Here is a 13724-nt window from a genome sequence, read left to right on the forward strand (position 1 = left end):
GCCCACCGCGCACGCAAGCCAACTCCTCGACGAAAGTCGCGACCCAACGAGTCAACTCCTTGGGTGCGCTCTGGGCGTCATCCATCCGGAGAACCCAGTGCTTTTGTCTCTCAAGGGAGCTTTCCCGCCCGCCATCCTGGCGCTCGCAGACGGCACGGTCTTTCAAGGCAATTCGATTGGCGCTGCCGGCGCCACCGCCGGCGAAGTGGTGTTCAACACTGCGATGTCCGGTTACCAGGAAATCCTGACCGACCCCAGCTATTGCCAGCAGATCGTGACGCTCACGTATCCGCACATCGGCAACTACGGTGTCAACGAGGAAGACGTCGAAGCCGACAAGATCCACGCCGCCGGGCTGATCATCAAAGACCTGCCGCTGGGCGCCTCCAACTTCCGCAAGACCGCCACGCTCAATGAGTACCTGGTGGCCGGCAAGACGGTCGCCATCGCCAACATCGACACCCGCAAGCTCACCCGTCATCTGCGCACGCACGGCGCGCAGAACGGCTGCATCCTCGGCCTCGCCGAGGGCGAAGCGGTGACAGAGGCGCTGATCGACAAGGCGGTCGAGGCGGCAAGGGCCGCGCCGAGCATGGCCGGCCTCGACCTGGCCAGGGTGGTTTCGGTCAAGCAGACCTACGAGTGGACGCAGACCGAGTGGAAGCTCGGCGCGGGCTACGGCGTGCAGATCACCCCGAAGTTCCACGTGGTCGCCTTCGACTACGGCGTCAAGAAAAACATCCTGCGCATGATCGCGCAGCGCGGCGCGCGCATCACCGTGGTGCCGGCACAAACGCCGGCGGCCGACGTGCTCAAGCTGAAGCCCGACGGCATCTTCCTGGCCAACGGCCCGGGCGACCCCGAGCCGTGCGACTACGCGATCGCCGCGGTCGCGGAACTGATCGAAACCGGCATCCCGACCTTCGGCATTTGCCTGGGCCACCAGATCATGGCGCTGGCCTCGGGCGCGAAAACTTTCAAGATGAAGTTCGGCCACCACGGCGCGAACCACCCGGTGAAAGACCTGGACAACGCCCGCGTGAGCATCACGAGCCAGAACCACGGTTTCGCGGTCGACGAGAAGTCGCTGCCCGCCACCCTGCGCCCGACCCACATCAGCCTGTTCGACAACACGCTGCAAGGCCTGGCGCGCACCGACAAGCCGGCCTTCTGCTTCCAGGGCCACCCTGAGGCATCGCCGGGTCCGCACGACATCGGCTACCTGTTCGACCGCTTCACGGCATTGATGGAGAAACATAAAAATGCCTAAGCGCACAGACCTCAAGAGCATCCTCATCATCGGCGCCGGCCCGATCATCATCGGCCAGGCCTGCGAGTTCGACTACTCGGGCGTGCAGGCCTGCAAGGCGCTGCGGGAGGAGGGCTACAAGGTCATCCTCATCAACAGCAACCCGGCGACGATCATGACCGACCCGGCCACGGCCGACGTCACCTACATTGAGCCGATCACCTGGCAAACGGTCGAAAAGATCATCGCCAAGGAAAAGCCCGACGCGATCCTGCCGACGATGGGCGGCCAGACCGCGCTCAATTGCGCGCTCGACCTGTGGCGCCATGGCGTGCTCGCCAAGTACAACGTCGAGTTGATCGGCGCCACGCCCGAAGCCATCGACAAGGCCGAAGACCGTCTGAAGTTCAAGGACGCGATGACCAAGATCGGTCTCGGGTCGGCGCGCTCGGGCATCGCCCACACGATGGACGAAGCCTGGGCCGTGCAGAAGACGCTCGGCTTCCCGACAGTGATCCGCCCCAGCTTCACCCTTGGCGGCACCGGCGGCGGCATCGCCTACAACCCGGACGAGTTCGAGACCATCTGCAAGCGCGGCCTGGAAGCCTCGCCGACCAACGAGCTGCTGATCGAAGAGTCGCTGCTCGGCTGGAAAGAGTACGAGATGGAAGTGGTCCGCGACACCGCGGACAACTGCATCATCGTCTGCTCGATCGAGAACCTCGACCCGATGGGCGTGCACACAGGCGATTCGATCACCGTGGCGCCGGCCCAGACGCTGTCCGACAAGGAATACCAGATTCTCCGCAACGCCTCTCTGGCGGTGCTGCGCGAGATCGGCGTCGACACCGGCGGGTCGAACGTGCAGTTCTCGATCAACCCGAAGGACGGCCGCATGGTCGTCATCGAGATGAACCCGCGCGTGTCGCGATCGTCGGCGCTGGCGTCGAAGGCCACGGGCTTTCCGATCGCCAAGGTCGCGGCCAAGCTGGCCGTCGGCTACACGCTCGATGAGCTGCGCAACGACATCACGGGCGGCGCCACGCCGGCCTCGTTCGAGCCCTCGATCGACTACGTGGTCACGAAGATTCCGCGCTTCGCCTTCGAGAAATTTCCGCAGGCCGATTCGCGCCTCACGACGCAGATGAAGTCGGTGGGCGAGGTGATGGCCATGGGCCGCACCTTCCAGGAGTCGTTCCAGAAGGCGCTGCGCGGACTCGAAGTCGGCGTGGACGGCCTGAACGAAAAGACGCAGGACCGCGAAGTGCTCGAGAAGGAGCTGGGCGAGCCCGGCCCCGAGCGCATCTGGTACGTCGGCGACGCGTTCGCCATGGGCCTGAGCGTCGACGAAGTCTTCTCGCTCACCAAAATCGACCCGTGGTTCCTGGTGCAGATCGAGGAGATCGTGAAGATCGAGCTTGAACTCGAAACCATGTCGCTCGACCAGATCGACAAGGACACGCTGCTCGCACTCAAGAAGAAGGGCTTTTCCGACCGCCGCCTCGCGCGCCAGTTGAAGACCACCGACACCGCCATTCGCGAGAAGCGCCGCGCCCTGGGCGTGCGCCCGGTCTACAAGCGCGTCGACACCTGCGCAGCCGAGTTCGCGACCAACACCGCCTACATGTACTCGACGTACGAGGACGAATGCGAAGCCGAACCCACGAACAATAAAAAGATCATGGTGCTTGGCGGCGGCCCCAACCGCATCGGCCAGGGCATCGAGTTCGACTATTGCTGTGTGCATGCGGCGCTGGCGCTGCGCGAAGACGGCTACGAGACCATCATGGTCAATTGCAATCCGGAAACCGTGTCGACCGACTACGACACCAGCGACCGCCTGTACTTCGAGCCGCTCACGCTCGAAGACGTGCTCGAGATCGTCGACAAGGAAAAGCCGGCCGGCGTGATCGTGCAGTACGGCGGCCAGACGCCACTCAAGCTTGCGCTGGACCTCGAAGCCAACGGCGTGCCGATCATCGGCACCTCGCCCGACATGATCGACGCGGCCGAAGACCGCGAACGCTTCCAGCAGCTGCTGCACGAACTCGGCTTGCGCCAGCCGCCGAATGCGACCGCGCGCACCGAACCCGAAGCGCTCGAAAAGGCTGCGGCGCTGGGCTATCCGCTGGTGGTGCGTCCGAGCTACGTGCTCGGCGGCCGCGCGATGGAAATCGTGCACGAGCAGCGCGACCTCGAGCGCTACATGCGCGAAGCGGTCAAGGTGAGCCACGACTCGCCGGTGCTGCTTGATCGCTTCCTGAACGATGCGGTCGAGTGCGACGTCGACTGCATCCGCGACGCCGAGGGCGGCACGTTGATCGGCGGCGTGATGGAACACATCGAACAGGCTGGCGTGCATTCGGGCGACTCCGCCTGCTCGCTCCCGCCGTACAGCCTTAACGCCGACACGATCACCGAGCTCAAGCGACAGAGCGCCGCCATGGCCAAGGCGTTGAACGTGATCGGCTTGATGAACGTGCAGTTCGCCATCCAGCAGAAAGACGGCAAGGACGTCATCTATGTGCTCGAAGTGAATCCACGGGCTTCGCGCACCGTGCCGTTCGTGAGCAAGGCGACCGGCATCCAGCTGGCGAAGGTCGCGGCGCGCTGCATGGCGGGCCAGTCGCTGGCGTCGCAGGGCATCACGAAGGAAGTGACGCCGCCGTACTTCAGCGTGAAAGAGGCCGTGTTCCCGTTCGTCAAGTTCCCGGGCGTGGACACGATCCTCGGTCCGGAAATGAAATCGACCGGCGAAGTCATGGGCGTGGGCAAGACTTTCGGCGAAGCGTTCGTCAAGTCGCAAATCGGTGCCGGCACCATCCTGCCGAAGTCCGGCAAGGTCTTCGTCTCGGTGAAGAACAACGACAAGGCGCGCGCCGTCGACGTGGCGCGCGGTCTGGCCAAGCTGGGGTTCGAATTGATCGCGACCAAGGGCACGGCCGCGGCGATGGCGGCCGCTGGCGTTTCATGCGCCACGGTGAACAAGGTCACCGAAGGCCGTCCGCACATTGTCGACATGATCAAGAACAACGAGATCGCACTGGTCATCAACACGGTGGAAGAGCGCCGCAACGCGATCACCGACTCGCGCCAGATCCGCACCTCGGCCCTGCTCGCGCGCGTGACGACCTTCACCACGATCTTCGGCGCCGAAGCGGCGGTCGAAGGCATGCAACACATGGACGAGTTGGGCGTGATTTCCGTGCAGGAGATGCACGCGCAGCTGGCCGCCATGGTCTGACATGGCGAAGGCGATGGACACGCAACTCGTCGAACTCGGTCTGACCGACTGGCGCGCGGCCACGCCGAACGACGACTGGATCGCGGCGCTCGAGGCCGGCAAGGTGCTGTACTTTCCGCGCCTGGCATTCGAGTTGCTGGCCACCGAACGTGCCTTGCTCACGCCGGGTGTGCTGTCGCCCGACGTGCGCAACATCAGCCTGTCGCAAGACGGGCGCATCAAGGGCGTGGCCGGTGACGAATCGACGCAGCGCGCGGTCGCCGCGATGGTGGGGCGTTTCAGCGCACAGGCGCAGGCGCTCATCCATGGTCTGTTACCGGACTACAAGCCCGCGCTGCGGCTCGCGCCGACCAGCTACCGGCCGGCGCACGTCGAAACGCGGGTGCAATCCTGGCGCGCCGACGACAAGCGGCTGCATGTCGATTCATTTCCGTCGCGACCGAACTACGGCGAGCGCATCCTGCGGGTGTTCACCAACGTGAACCCCGACAACATGCCGCGGGTCTGGCGCGTTGGCGAACCGTTTGAAGAGGTCGCCAGGCGCTTCTTGCCGCGCGCGAAGCCGTATGTGCGCTGGCAAGCCCGACTGCTGCGCGCGTTGCGGGTGACCAAATCGCTGCGCAGCGAATACGACCACTTGATGCTGCAGTTGCACGACGGCATGAAGTCGGACCTGGACTACCAGAAGACGTCACCGCAGGAGACCGCGGCGTTCCCGCCCGGCTCGGTGTGGGTGTGTTTTTCCGACCAGACCTCGCACGCCGTCATGTCGGGCCAGTACATGCTCGAGCAGACGCTTCATCTGCCCGCGGCGAAGCAATACAATCCAGACTCGAGCCCGCTCGCCATCCTGAGCCGGCTGACCGGACGCAAGCTCGTCTGATCTGTCCCCCCAATCGACCGCCGAACGGCATCGTTCGGCGGTTTCGTTTTATGGAGAACCAACCATGGCCACCATCCCCATCACCAAACGCGGCGCCGAGAAGTTGCGCGCTGAACTGCATCAACTGAAGACGGTCGACCGCCCCTGGGTCATCAACGCGATTTCCGAAGCGCGCGCGCAGGGCGACCTGAGCGAGAACGCCGAGTACGAAGTCGCCAAGGACCGCCAGGGCTTCATCGAAGGCCGCATCCAGGAAGTCGAAGGCAAGCTCTCGGCGGCCCAGATCATCGACCCGACCGAGCTCGATGCCGGCGGCAAGGTCGTCTTCGGCTCCACCGTGGAGCTCGAAGAAGAAGAATCCGGCTCGGCGGTGAAGTACCAGATCGTCGGCGAGGACGAGGCTGACCTGAAGCTCGGGCTCATCAACATCTCCAGCCCGATCGCGCGCGCCTTGATCGGCAAGGAGGAGGGCGACACGGCCGAGGTGCAGGCGCCGGGTGGCCTGAAACGCTACGAGATCGTCGGCGTCAGCTACATCTGAACGCGGCACGATGAAAGACCGTTTTGCGTTGCTGGTGGCGGCCCTCTGGTGGGGCAGCCTCACGACGACCGGCTTTCTCGTGGTGCCGATGCTTTTCGCGAAGCTCGGCAACCCGGCTGTCGCGGGCAATTTTGCGGGCCAGCTGTTTGCGGCACAGACCTGGGTCGCACTGGCCTGCGGACTCGCGCTGCTGACCTATTTCCGCTCGAGGATGACGGAGCGCATCGATGCGCCGACGCGCGCGGCGATCACCCTGATCGTGTTCGCGCTGCTGCTCGCGCTCCTTCAGTCGTACGCGGTGTCACCGCGCATTCTCGCTCGCGACAACCTGAAGCTGTGGCATGCCGTCGGCAGCGGCATGTACCTTGGGCAGTGGGCCTGTGCCGGCGCGCTGCTGTGGCGAATGGCGCCGCGCCGCGCGGCCTGATCACTCTTTCCAGAACTTCGCGATCCAGCGCGCGGGACGAATGTAGCGAAAGAGCCGGTTGCGGCGGCCAGCCAGCGCGTCCGGCGGGTTGCATTCGCCGTGAAAAATCACGATGCGCGCACCTTCCGGCACGAAAGGCTCGCGCCACAGGTTCGCGGGAAATAGCGGGATGCCGTGGTACTTGAAGCTTGGGCACCAGCCTTCCGGCCAGTAGCCCAGCTTGCCTTGCTTGTGCAAGTAGTCCGACAGGTAAGCCTGTTCGTTGCGGTACGTGGCCTGCACATCGTCCAGGTGGGCGCGAAAGTTCGCGAGCACGTCGGCATGCGCACCCAATTGAAAGCGGTAGACCGACGAATTACCCGTGATTCGTTTGCCAAAGCGCCAGAAACGCGGGTAGTCGCGAATGATCAGGAACTCGCCCGGCTGCGTAAAGAAATTGTCGAGGCTGCCCACGATCACGACATCGACATCAAGAAACAGCGCGGTGCCGCGCAAGCCGTGCAGGTCCCCGGTGAAGGTGGTCAGCTTTTTCCAGGCGCCATCGCGCTGGCCGGGTGCCAGGTTCAGGTCGAGCGACGGAATCGGCAGACACTGAACCTCCGGACGAATGCCCTGACTGTCGTCCGTCAGGCAGACGAAATTGAAGTTTCCGGTGAGGTGACGGCGCACCATGGCATAGAGCCGGTTAACGTACTCGGGGCCGTACTTGGTGCCCCACTTCATGCAAAGAATGTGGCGCTGTGCGGCGCCCGATGGCGCCATGCTCAGTCCGCCTGGCGCTTCTTCTTGTCCGACAACGGGGGCTTGGCGCGGGCGCGCTTGATGGTGCCACCGGGCGTCAGGCGCTGGTTGCCAAGCACGCGCAGCGTCTTGATTTCCGGCCGCTGCCCGAAGCGCTTGCTGTATTTCACGACCTTGACGTCGCGCGGTCCGGGCATTCGGTCTTCGTCGACCGCACGCTCCTTCTCGACTTTCGGACGCCAGAGCACCAGCAATTTTCCGATGTGCTGGATTGGCGCTGCGCCGAGTTCGTCGGTCAACGTGACCATCATGTTCTCGCGAGCGAGGCGGTCGTCGGAAAACACGCGGACCTTGATCAGGCCATGGGCCTTGAGGGCGGCATCGACTTCGTTCTTGACGGCAGGGGTGAGCCCGTCGCCACCGACCATGACGATCGGATCGAGGTGATGCGCTTCGGCGCGGTGCACCTTGCGTTGGGCGGGGGTCAGTTGAATAGCGGGCATCCCCGTATTATCCGGCGTAGATGAGCACCCCTCCAAAAAGCGACAAGCCCGGCAAGAAGGTCAACAAGGCCTGGCTGCATGACCATATCAACGATCCCTACGTCAAGCTCGCCACCAAGGAGGGATACCGCGCACGAGCCGCCTACAAGCTCAAGGAAATCGACGAGACGCTCGGGCTCATCAAGCCCGGGCAGCTGGTCGTGGACCTCGGCTCGACGCCCGGTGCCTGGAGCCAGTACGTTCGCCGTCGCCTGTCGCCCGGCGGCGCGGCGGCCGGTGCGCTCGACGGCACCATCATCGCGCTCGATCTGTTGCCGATGGAACCGATTGAAGGCGTCACATTTTTTCAGGGCGATTTCCGGGAAGACGTGGTGCTCGACCAGCTGAAGATCGCGATGGGCGGCCGGCAGGCCGATGTTGTCGTGTCGGACATGGCGCCGAATCTGTCGGGCATCGCCTCGGCCGACGGCGCACGCATCGCCTATCTGATCGAATTGGCGATCGATTTTTCGCGTCACCACATGAAGCCACAAGGCGCACTGGTTGCCAAGGTGTTTCATGGCAGCGGCTACGAAGACATCGTCAGGCTTTTCAAGGCGACGTTCCGCACCGTCAAGCGCATCAAGCCGAAGGCGTCCCGCGACAAATCGTCCGAGACATTTCTGGTGGGCGTGGGTCTGATCGAACCCGCTACGAATTGATACGAAGCGGCATGGGGGCCGTATTTCTGGCAAACCCGCGCCGCGCCTGTGGCTGCTAGCGGGAAACCCCCACGTTTCGCAGCTTGAAAAGCCTAAAATAGGCAGCAATTGCGTGTCCTCTGCGCGTTTTCATCTTTCTGTCACGCGCTTTTCGACTGGAGTTTTGTTTGAACAATCAGTGGTTTTCCAAAGTTGCCGTCTGGCTCGTCATCGCGATGGTGTTGTTCACTGTATTCAAACAGTTCGACACCCGCGGCGCGGCCGGTGCGAACAACGTCGGCTACTCGGACTTCCTCGAAGAAGTTCGTGGCAACCGCATCAAGAGCGCGACCATCCAAGAAGGCCAGGGCGGCAGCGAAATCGTGGCGGTCACCAATGACGACCGCAAGATCCGCACGACCGCGACTTACCTCGACCGCGGGCTGGTGGGCGACCTGATCGCCAACAATGTCAAGTTCGACGTCAAGCCGCGTGAAGAGGGCTCGTTGCTCATGACCTTGCTGGTCAGCTGGGGCCCGATGCTTCTGCTCATCGGCGTGTGGGTTTACTTCATGCGACAGATGCAGGGCGGCGGCAAGGGCGGTGCGTTCAGCTTCGGCAAGAGCAAGGCCCGCATGCTCGACGAGAACACCAACACCGTCACGTTCGCCGATGTCGCCGGTTGCGACGAGGCCAAGGAAGAAGTGAAGGAAGTGGTCGACTTCCTGAAAGACCCGGCCCGCTTTCAGAAGCTCGGCGGCCGCATCCCGCGCGGCTTGCTGCTGGTTGGCCCTCCTGGGACTGGCAAGACCTTGCTGGCCAAGTCGATCGCGGGCGAGGCCAAGGTGCCTTTCTTTTCGATCTCGGGCTCCGATTTCGTCGAAATGTTCGTCGGTGTGGGCGCGGCCCGTGTGCGAGACATGTTCGAGAACGCCAAGAAGAACGCACCCTGCATCATCTTTATCGACGAAATCGATGCGGTCGGTCGCCAGCGCGGCGCGGGGATGGGCGGTGGCAACGACGAGCGCGAGCAAACCCTGAACCAGATGCTGGTCGAGATGGACGGTTTCGAAACCAACCTCGGCGTGATCGTCGTGGCCGCGACAAACCGTCCGGACATCCTCGATGCCGCCTTGCTGCGCCCCGGCCGTTTCGACCGCCAGGTGTACGTGACGCTGCCTGACATCCGCGGTCGCGAACAGATTCTCGCGGTGCACATGCGCAAGATTCCGTCGGGTCAGGACGTCAATGCGAACGTGATCGCGCGCGGTACGCCGGGTATGTCTGGGGCCGATCTTGCCAATCTTTGCAACGAAGCGGCGCTCATGGCGGCCCGCCGCAATGCGCGCGTTGTGGAGATGCAGGACTTCGAGAAGGCCAAGGACAAGATTTTCATGGGCCCCGAACGCAAGAGCATGGTGATGCCGGAGGAAGAGCGCCGCAACACGGCCTATCACGAGTCGGGACACGCGCTGCTGGGCAAGCTGCTGCCCAAGTGCGACCCTGTGCACAAGGTCACGATCATTCCGCGTGGTCGTGCGCTGGGCGTGACGATGAGCCTTCCGGCCCAGGACCGTTACAGCTACGACCGCGAATACATGCTCAATCAGATCAGCATGCTGTTCGGTGGCCGTATTGCCGAAGAGGTGTTCATGAATCAGATGACCACCGGCGCCAGCAATGACTTCGAGCGTGCGACCGGCCTGGCGCGCGACATGGTCATGAAGTACGGCATGACCGAGTCGCTCGGACCGATGGTCTATGCCGACAACGAAGGCGAAGTGTTCCTCGGGCGCTCGGTCACCAAGACGACCAACATGAGCGAGTCGACCATGCAGAAGGTCGACGCCGAAGTGCGCCGCATCATTGACGAGCAATACGCGCTGGCACGCCGCCTGATCGAAGAGAACAGCGACAAGATGCATGCGATGGCCAAGGCGCTGCTCGAATGGGAAACCATCGACATGGAGCAGATCGACGACATCATGGCCGGCAAGGAGCCGCGGCCGCAAAAGGACTGGACACCGCGCATTCCACCTGCAGGCAGCAACAGCAGTGGCGGCACGGGCGGCACGCCGGCCGTCAAGCCGGATCCGGCATCGACGGCGGCCTGAGCAACACGGTGACCACACCAACGACCGACGGGGCCTCTGGCCCCGTTTTTCATGGCGCGTCGCAGTACTGGACGACGGCACGCTTCGTCATCGATCTGGCCGAGCCGAAGGTGATGGGCATCGTCAACGTGACGCCGGACTCGTTCTCGGATGGCGGCGCGCACGGTTCGACCTCCAGCGCGATAAGGCACTGCGAACAGCTCGTCGCCGAGGGCGCCCACATTCTCGACATCGGCGGCGAGTCCACCCGTCCCGGCAGTCCGGCCGTTCCGTTGGGCGAGGAACTGTCGCGCGTGCTGCCCGTCGTGCGCGAAGCCGTGAAGCTCGGCCTGCCGATCTCCATCGATACCTACAAGCCCGAGGTAATCCGTGCGGTGCTCGACCTGGGGGCAGACATCGTCAACGACGTCTGGGCGCTCAGGCAGCCGGGCGCGCTCGAGGTGGTGGCGAGCCACGCGTCCTGTGGCATCTGTGTCATGCACATGCACCGCGATCCGCAGACGATGCAGGCCGAGCCGATGCACGGGGACGTGGTGGTCGACGTGTTGTCCTTCTGGTCGGATCGCGTTGCGTCGTCGCGCGCACGCGCGATCGACCCATCGCGCATCGTGCTGGATCCCGGCATCGGGTTCGGCAAGACGGTGGCGCAGAATTTTTCATTGCTCGCACGGCAGCGCGAACTCGCCGTGGCGGGCCGGCCGTTGCTGGCCGGCTGGTCGCGCAAATCGTCGCTGGGCGCGGTCGCGGGCATTGCCGATGCCGGCAAGAGGATGGCGCCCAGCGTCGCTGCCGCGGTGCTGGCGGTGGACCGTGGCGCCGCGATCGTGCGCGTGCATGATGTGCGCGACACCGTGGCCGCGCTGGCGGTCTGGCGCGCCATGAAGGCAGAACAACAAGATCAGGAGCAACACCCATGACCAGAAAATATTTCGGCACCGATGGCATTCGCGGCACGGTCGGGCAGCCCCCGATCACGCCTGATTTCGTATTGCGACTGGCGCACGCCGTGGGCCGCGTGCTCAAGCTGACCGAGGCGCGACCGCAGGTGCTGATCGGCAAGGACACGCGCATTTCGGGCTACATGCTCGAATCCGCGCTCGAATCGGGCTTCAATTCGGCCGGCGTCGACGTGGTGCTGCTGGGCCCGTTGCCGACACCCGGCGTCGCGTACCTCACGCGCGCTCAGAGAGCCAGTCTTGGCGTCGTGATCAGCGCGAGCCATAACGCTTTTCCCGACAACGGCATCAAGTTCTTCAGCGCGCAAGGCACCAAGCTCAGCGACGAGTGGGAACTGGCCGTCGAGGCGGCGCTCGAAGAGCCGCCTGCGTGGGCCGAATCGGCACAGCTCGGCAAGGCACGCCGGCTCGACGATGCCGCCGGTCGCTACACCGAGTTCTGCAAAAGCACCTTCGCCAACGACCTGACGCTGCGCGGCATGAAGCTCGTGGTCGACGGTGCACACGGCGCGGCTTACCAGGTCGCGCCCCAGGTGTTCCATGAACTGGGCGCCGATGTGACCAGCATCGGTTGCGCGCCCGATGGCCTCAACATCAACAAGGACGTCGGCGCGACGCATCCCGAGGCCCTCATTGCAGCGGTGAAAGCACAAGGTGCCGATTACGGCATCGCCCTGGACGGCGATGCCGACCGGCTGCAACTGATCGACGCCACGGGCCGGTTGTTCAACGGCGACGAATTGCTTTATCTGATGGTGGCCGAGCGCATCGCGCGGGGCGACAAGCCAATCGGCGTCGTCGGCACGCTGATGACGAACAAGGCCGTCGAAATGGCGCTGCGCGCGCAGGGCATCGAGCTGGTCCGCGCCAAGGTGGGCGACCGCTACGTGCTCGAAGAACTGGAAAAGCGCGGCTGGCTGCTGGGGGGCGAGGGGTCCGGCCATCTGCTGGCGCTCGACCGCCATACCACCGGCGACGGCATCGTGAGCGCGCTGCAGGTGTTGCAAGCCTGCGTGCGCAGCGGCAAGACGGTGGCGCAATTGCTCGCGGCCGTCACGCTGTTCCCGCAGACGCTGATCAACGTGCGCCTTGCGCCGGGGCAGGACTGGAAGGCCAATCAGGCGCTCGCAGCGGAGACCGAACGCGCCGAAGCCGAGCTCGGCGACAGTGGTCGCGTTTTGATTCGTGCCAGCGGCACCGAGCCGCTGGTGCGCGTGATGGTGGAGGCGCGCGATGCCGCCCAGGCCGACGCGTGCGCGCGCCGCATCGCCGCCACATTGGAGCCTGCGACTTGACCGAACCCGTCGTGCCCCAAGTCGCCGCCGTGCACGCGAGCGGGATGCACAGCTTCTCGAAATATGCCGAACCCTCGATCCGTTTGATCGAAGGTCTGGGCGTGGAGGGTGACGCGCACGCGGGGCAGACGGTGCAGCACCGCTCGCGCGTGGCGCGAAATCCGGCAGCGCCGAATCTGCGTCAAGTGCATCTGCTGCACGCCGAGCTTTTCGATGAACTCGTCGAGGCCGGCTTCGCGGTGTTCCCCGGTGACTTGGGCGAGAACATCACGACGCGCGGCATCGATCTGCTCGGCCTGCCGACCGGCACCCGGCTGACATTCGGCGCCACGGCGGTCGTCGAACTGACCGGCTTGCGCAACCCGTGCAGCCAGATCGATCGCTTTCAACGCGGTCTCATGGCGGCCACCCTGGCGCAGGACGCCGACGGCAAGCTCGTGCGCAAGGCCGGCGTCATGTCGGTCGTCCTCGTCGGCGGTGACGTGATGGCCGGCGATCCGATCGGCATTGAATTGCCCGCGGGCACATCGCGGCGACTGGAGCCTGTGTGATCAACATTCTGTTGGCGGACTACCGGAACCCTGCGCACGCGATCGTGCTCGTCGAACTGCTCGACGCCTACGCACGCGACCCGGCCGGTGGTGGCACCGCGCTCGCACCCGAAGTGAAGCAGGGCCTGCCCGCTGCGCTCGCTGCACGGCCGCAGGCGTTCAGCGTGCTGGCGTTCGACGGTGACATGCCGGTCGGGCTCGTCAACTGCATCGAAGGCTTCTCGACGTTCGTCTGCCGTCCGCTGGTCAATGTGCACGATGTCGTGGTGGTGGCGAGCCATCGGGGCCAGCGCATCACGCAGCGCATGCTGGGACGAGTGGCGCAGGAGGCCAGCGCACGCGGCGCCTGCAAGCTCACGATGGAGGTGCTGTCGGGCAATCAGTCCGCGCTGCGTGCCTATGAACGTGAAGGGTTCGCTGCCTACCAGCTCGACCCGGCGTTCGGCGCCGCCGTCTTCCTGCAGAAGACGCTGTAGATCAAAAAAGCCGCCGGCGCTTGCGGCGCGGGCGGCTGATGCCATCTTGCGATGGCAAAACATC

13 protein-coding genes are annotated in these 13724 nt (G+C 64.3%); 11 read left to right on the forward strand and 2 right to left on the reverse strand.

Going from position 1 to position 13724, the window contains the following annotated elements; translation table 11 throughout:
• The first annotated feature begins 97 nt into the window (after positions 1-97).
• The 5 genes from carA (at position 98) to AX767_RS18915 (ending at position 6344) form a co-directional block, all read left to right on the forward strand.
• Complete coding sequence (carA, locus tag AX767_RS18895) at positions 98-1270, forward strand: glutamine-hydrolyzing carbamoyl-phosphate synthase small subunit (RefSeq protein WP_068632723.1); 1173 nt, start codon at positions 98-100, stop codon at positions 1268-1270.
• Positions 1263-4493, forward strand: coding sequence for a carbamoyl-phosphate synthase large subunit (gene carB, locus AX767_RS18900; protein WP_068632724.1), 3231 nt, complete (start codon positions 1263-1265; stop codon positions 4491-4493). Before carA ends, carB begins: the two co-directional genes overlap by 8 nt.
• Positions 4494-4506: 13 nt before the next feature.
• A complete protein-coding gene (locus AX767_RS18905) occupies positions 4507-5376 on the forward strand; it encodes a Kdo hydroxylase family protein (protein ID WP_068633902.1) in 870 nt (289 codons plus the stop codon).
• Between the two features lie 64 nt (positions 5377-5440).
• Positions 5441-5917, forward strand: a complete 477-nt coding sequence (gene greA / locus AX767_RS18910; protein ID WP_068632725.1) for a transcription elongation factor GreA — start codon at positions 5441-5443, stop codon at positions 5915-5917.
• Positions 5918-5927: 10 nt separating this feature from the next.
• Complete coding sequence (locus tag AX767_RS18915) at positions 5928-6344, forward strand: DUF4149 domain-containing protein (RefSeq protein WP_068632726.1); 417 nt, start codon at positions 5928-5930, stop codon at positions 6342-6344.
• Here AX767_RS18915 and AX767_RS18920 read toward each other — a convergent pair whose 3' ends face one another.
• Positions 6345-7106, reverse strand: a complete 762-nt coding sequence (locus AX767_RS18920; RefSeq protein ID WP_068632727.1) for a glycosyltransferase — start codon at positions 7104-7106, stop codon at positions 6345-6347.
• A gap of 2 nt (positions 7107-7108) precedes the next feature.
• The gene (locus AX767_RS18925) at positions 7109-7588 is read right to left on the reverse strand and encodes a YhbY family RNA-binding protein (protein WP_068632728.1); all 480 of its coding nucleotides are present in this window, start codon (positions 7586-7588) and stop codon (positions 7109-7111) included.
• Positions 7589-7608: 20 nt separating this feature from the next.
• Here AX767_RS18925 and AX767_RS18930 point away from each other — a divergent pair, with 20 nt between their 5' ends.
• The 6 genes from AX767_RS18930 (at position 7609) to AX767_RS18955 (ending at position 13660) form a co-directional block, all read left to right on the forward strand.
• Positions 7609-8289: an RlmE family RNA methyltransferase gene (locus AX767_RS18930; protein WP_068632729.1), complete on the forward strand. Its 681-nt coding sequence runs from the start codon at positions 7609-7611 to the stop codon at positions 8287-8289.
• A 167-nt stretch (positions 8290-8456) separates the two neighbouring features.
• Positions 8457-10382 (forward strand): ATP-dependent zinc metalloprotease FtsH, encoded by a 1926-nt coding sequence (gene ftsH / locus AX767_RS18935; protein ID WP_068632730.1) that lies wholly within the window; start codon positions 8457-8459, stop codon positions 10380-10382.
• Between the two features lie 113 nt (positions 10383-10495).
• Entirely contained in the window at positions 10496-11299 is an 804-nt protein-coding gene (gene folP, locus AX767_RS18940) for a dihydropteroate synthase (protein ID WP_068633904.1), read from the forward strand.
• Positions 11296-12633, forward strand: a complete 1338-nt coding sequence (glmM, locus tag AX767_RS18945; protein ID WP_068632731.1) for a phosphoglucosamine mutase — start codon at positions 11296-11298, stop codon at positions 12631-12633. The genes folP and glmM overlap by 4 nt, the downstream gene beginning before the upstream one ends.
• 44 nt (positions 12634-12677) lie before the next feature.
• Positions 12678-13184 (forward strand): MOSC domain-containing protein, encoded by a 507-nt coding sequence (locus AX767_RS18950; protein ID WP_068633906.1) that lies wholly within the window; start codon positions 12678-12680, stop codon positions 13182-13184.
• Entirely contained in the window at positions 13181-13660 is a 480-nt protein-coding gene (locus AX767_RS18955; protein ID WP_068632732.1) for a GNAT family N-acetyltransferase, read from the forward strand. The genes AX767_RS18950 and AX767_RS18955 overlap by 4 nt, the downstream gene beginning before the upstream one ends.
• The last annotated feature ends 64 nt before the right edge of the window (positions 13661-13724 follow it).

This window comes from Variovorax sp. PAMC 28711 (assembly GCF_001577265.1).
GTDB lineage: Bacteria > Pseudomonadota > Gammaproteobacteria > Burkholderiales > Burkholderiaceae_C > Variovorax.

Coding starts and splice junctions, on each gene's coding strand:
- carB (WP_068632724.1), top strand. CDS start 1,263: ATGCCTAAGCGCACAGACCTCAAGAGCATCCTCATCATCGGCGCCGGC.
- AX767_RS18905 (WP_068633902.1), top strand. CDS start 4,507: ATGGACACGCAACTCGTCGAACTCGGTCTGACCGACTGGCGCGCGGCC.
- greA (WP_068632725.1), top strand. CDS start 5,441: ATGGCCACCATCCCCATCACCAAACGCGGCGCCGAGAAGTTGCGCGCT.
- AX767_RS18915 (WP_068632726.1), top strand. CDS start 5,928: ATGAAAGACCGTTTTGCGTTGCTGGTGGCGGCCCTCTGGTGGGGCAGC.
- AX767_RS18920 (WP_068632727.1), bottom strand. CDS start 7,106: ATGGCGCCATCGGGCGCCGCACAGCGCCACATTCTTTGCATGAAGTGG.
- AX767_RS18925 (WP_068632728.1), bottom strand. CDS start 7,588: ATGCCCGCTATTCAACTGACCCCCGCCCAACGCAAGGTGCACCGCGCC.
- AX767_RS18930 (WP_068632729.1), top strand. CDS start 7,609: ATGAGCACCCCTCCAAAAAGCGACAAGCCCGGCAAGAAGGTCAACAAG.
- folP (WP_068633904.1), top strand. CDS start 10,496: ATGGGCATCGTCAACGTGACGCCGGACTCGTTCTCGGATGGCGGCGCG.
- glmM (WP_068632731.1), top strand. CDS start 11,296: ATGACCAGAAAATATTTCGGCACCGATGGCATTCGCGGCACGGTCGGG.
- AX767_RS18950 (WP_068633906.1), top strand. CDS start 12,678: ATGCACAGCTTCTCGAAATATGCCGAACCCTCGATCCGTTTGATCGAA.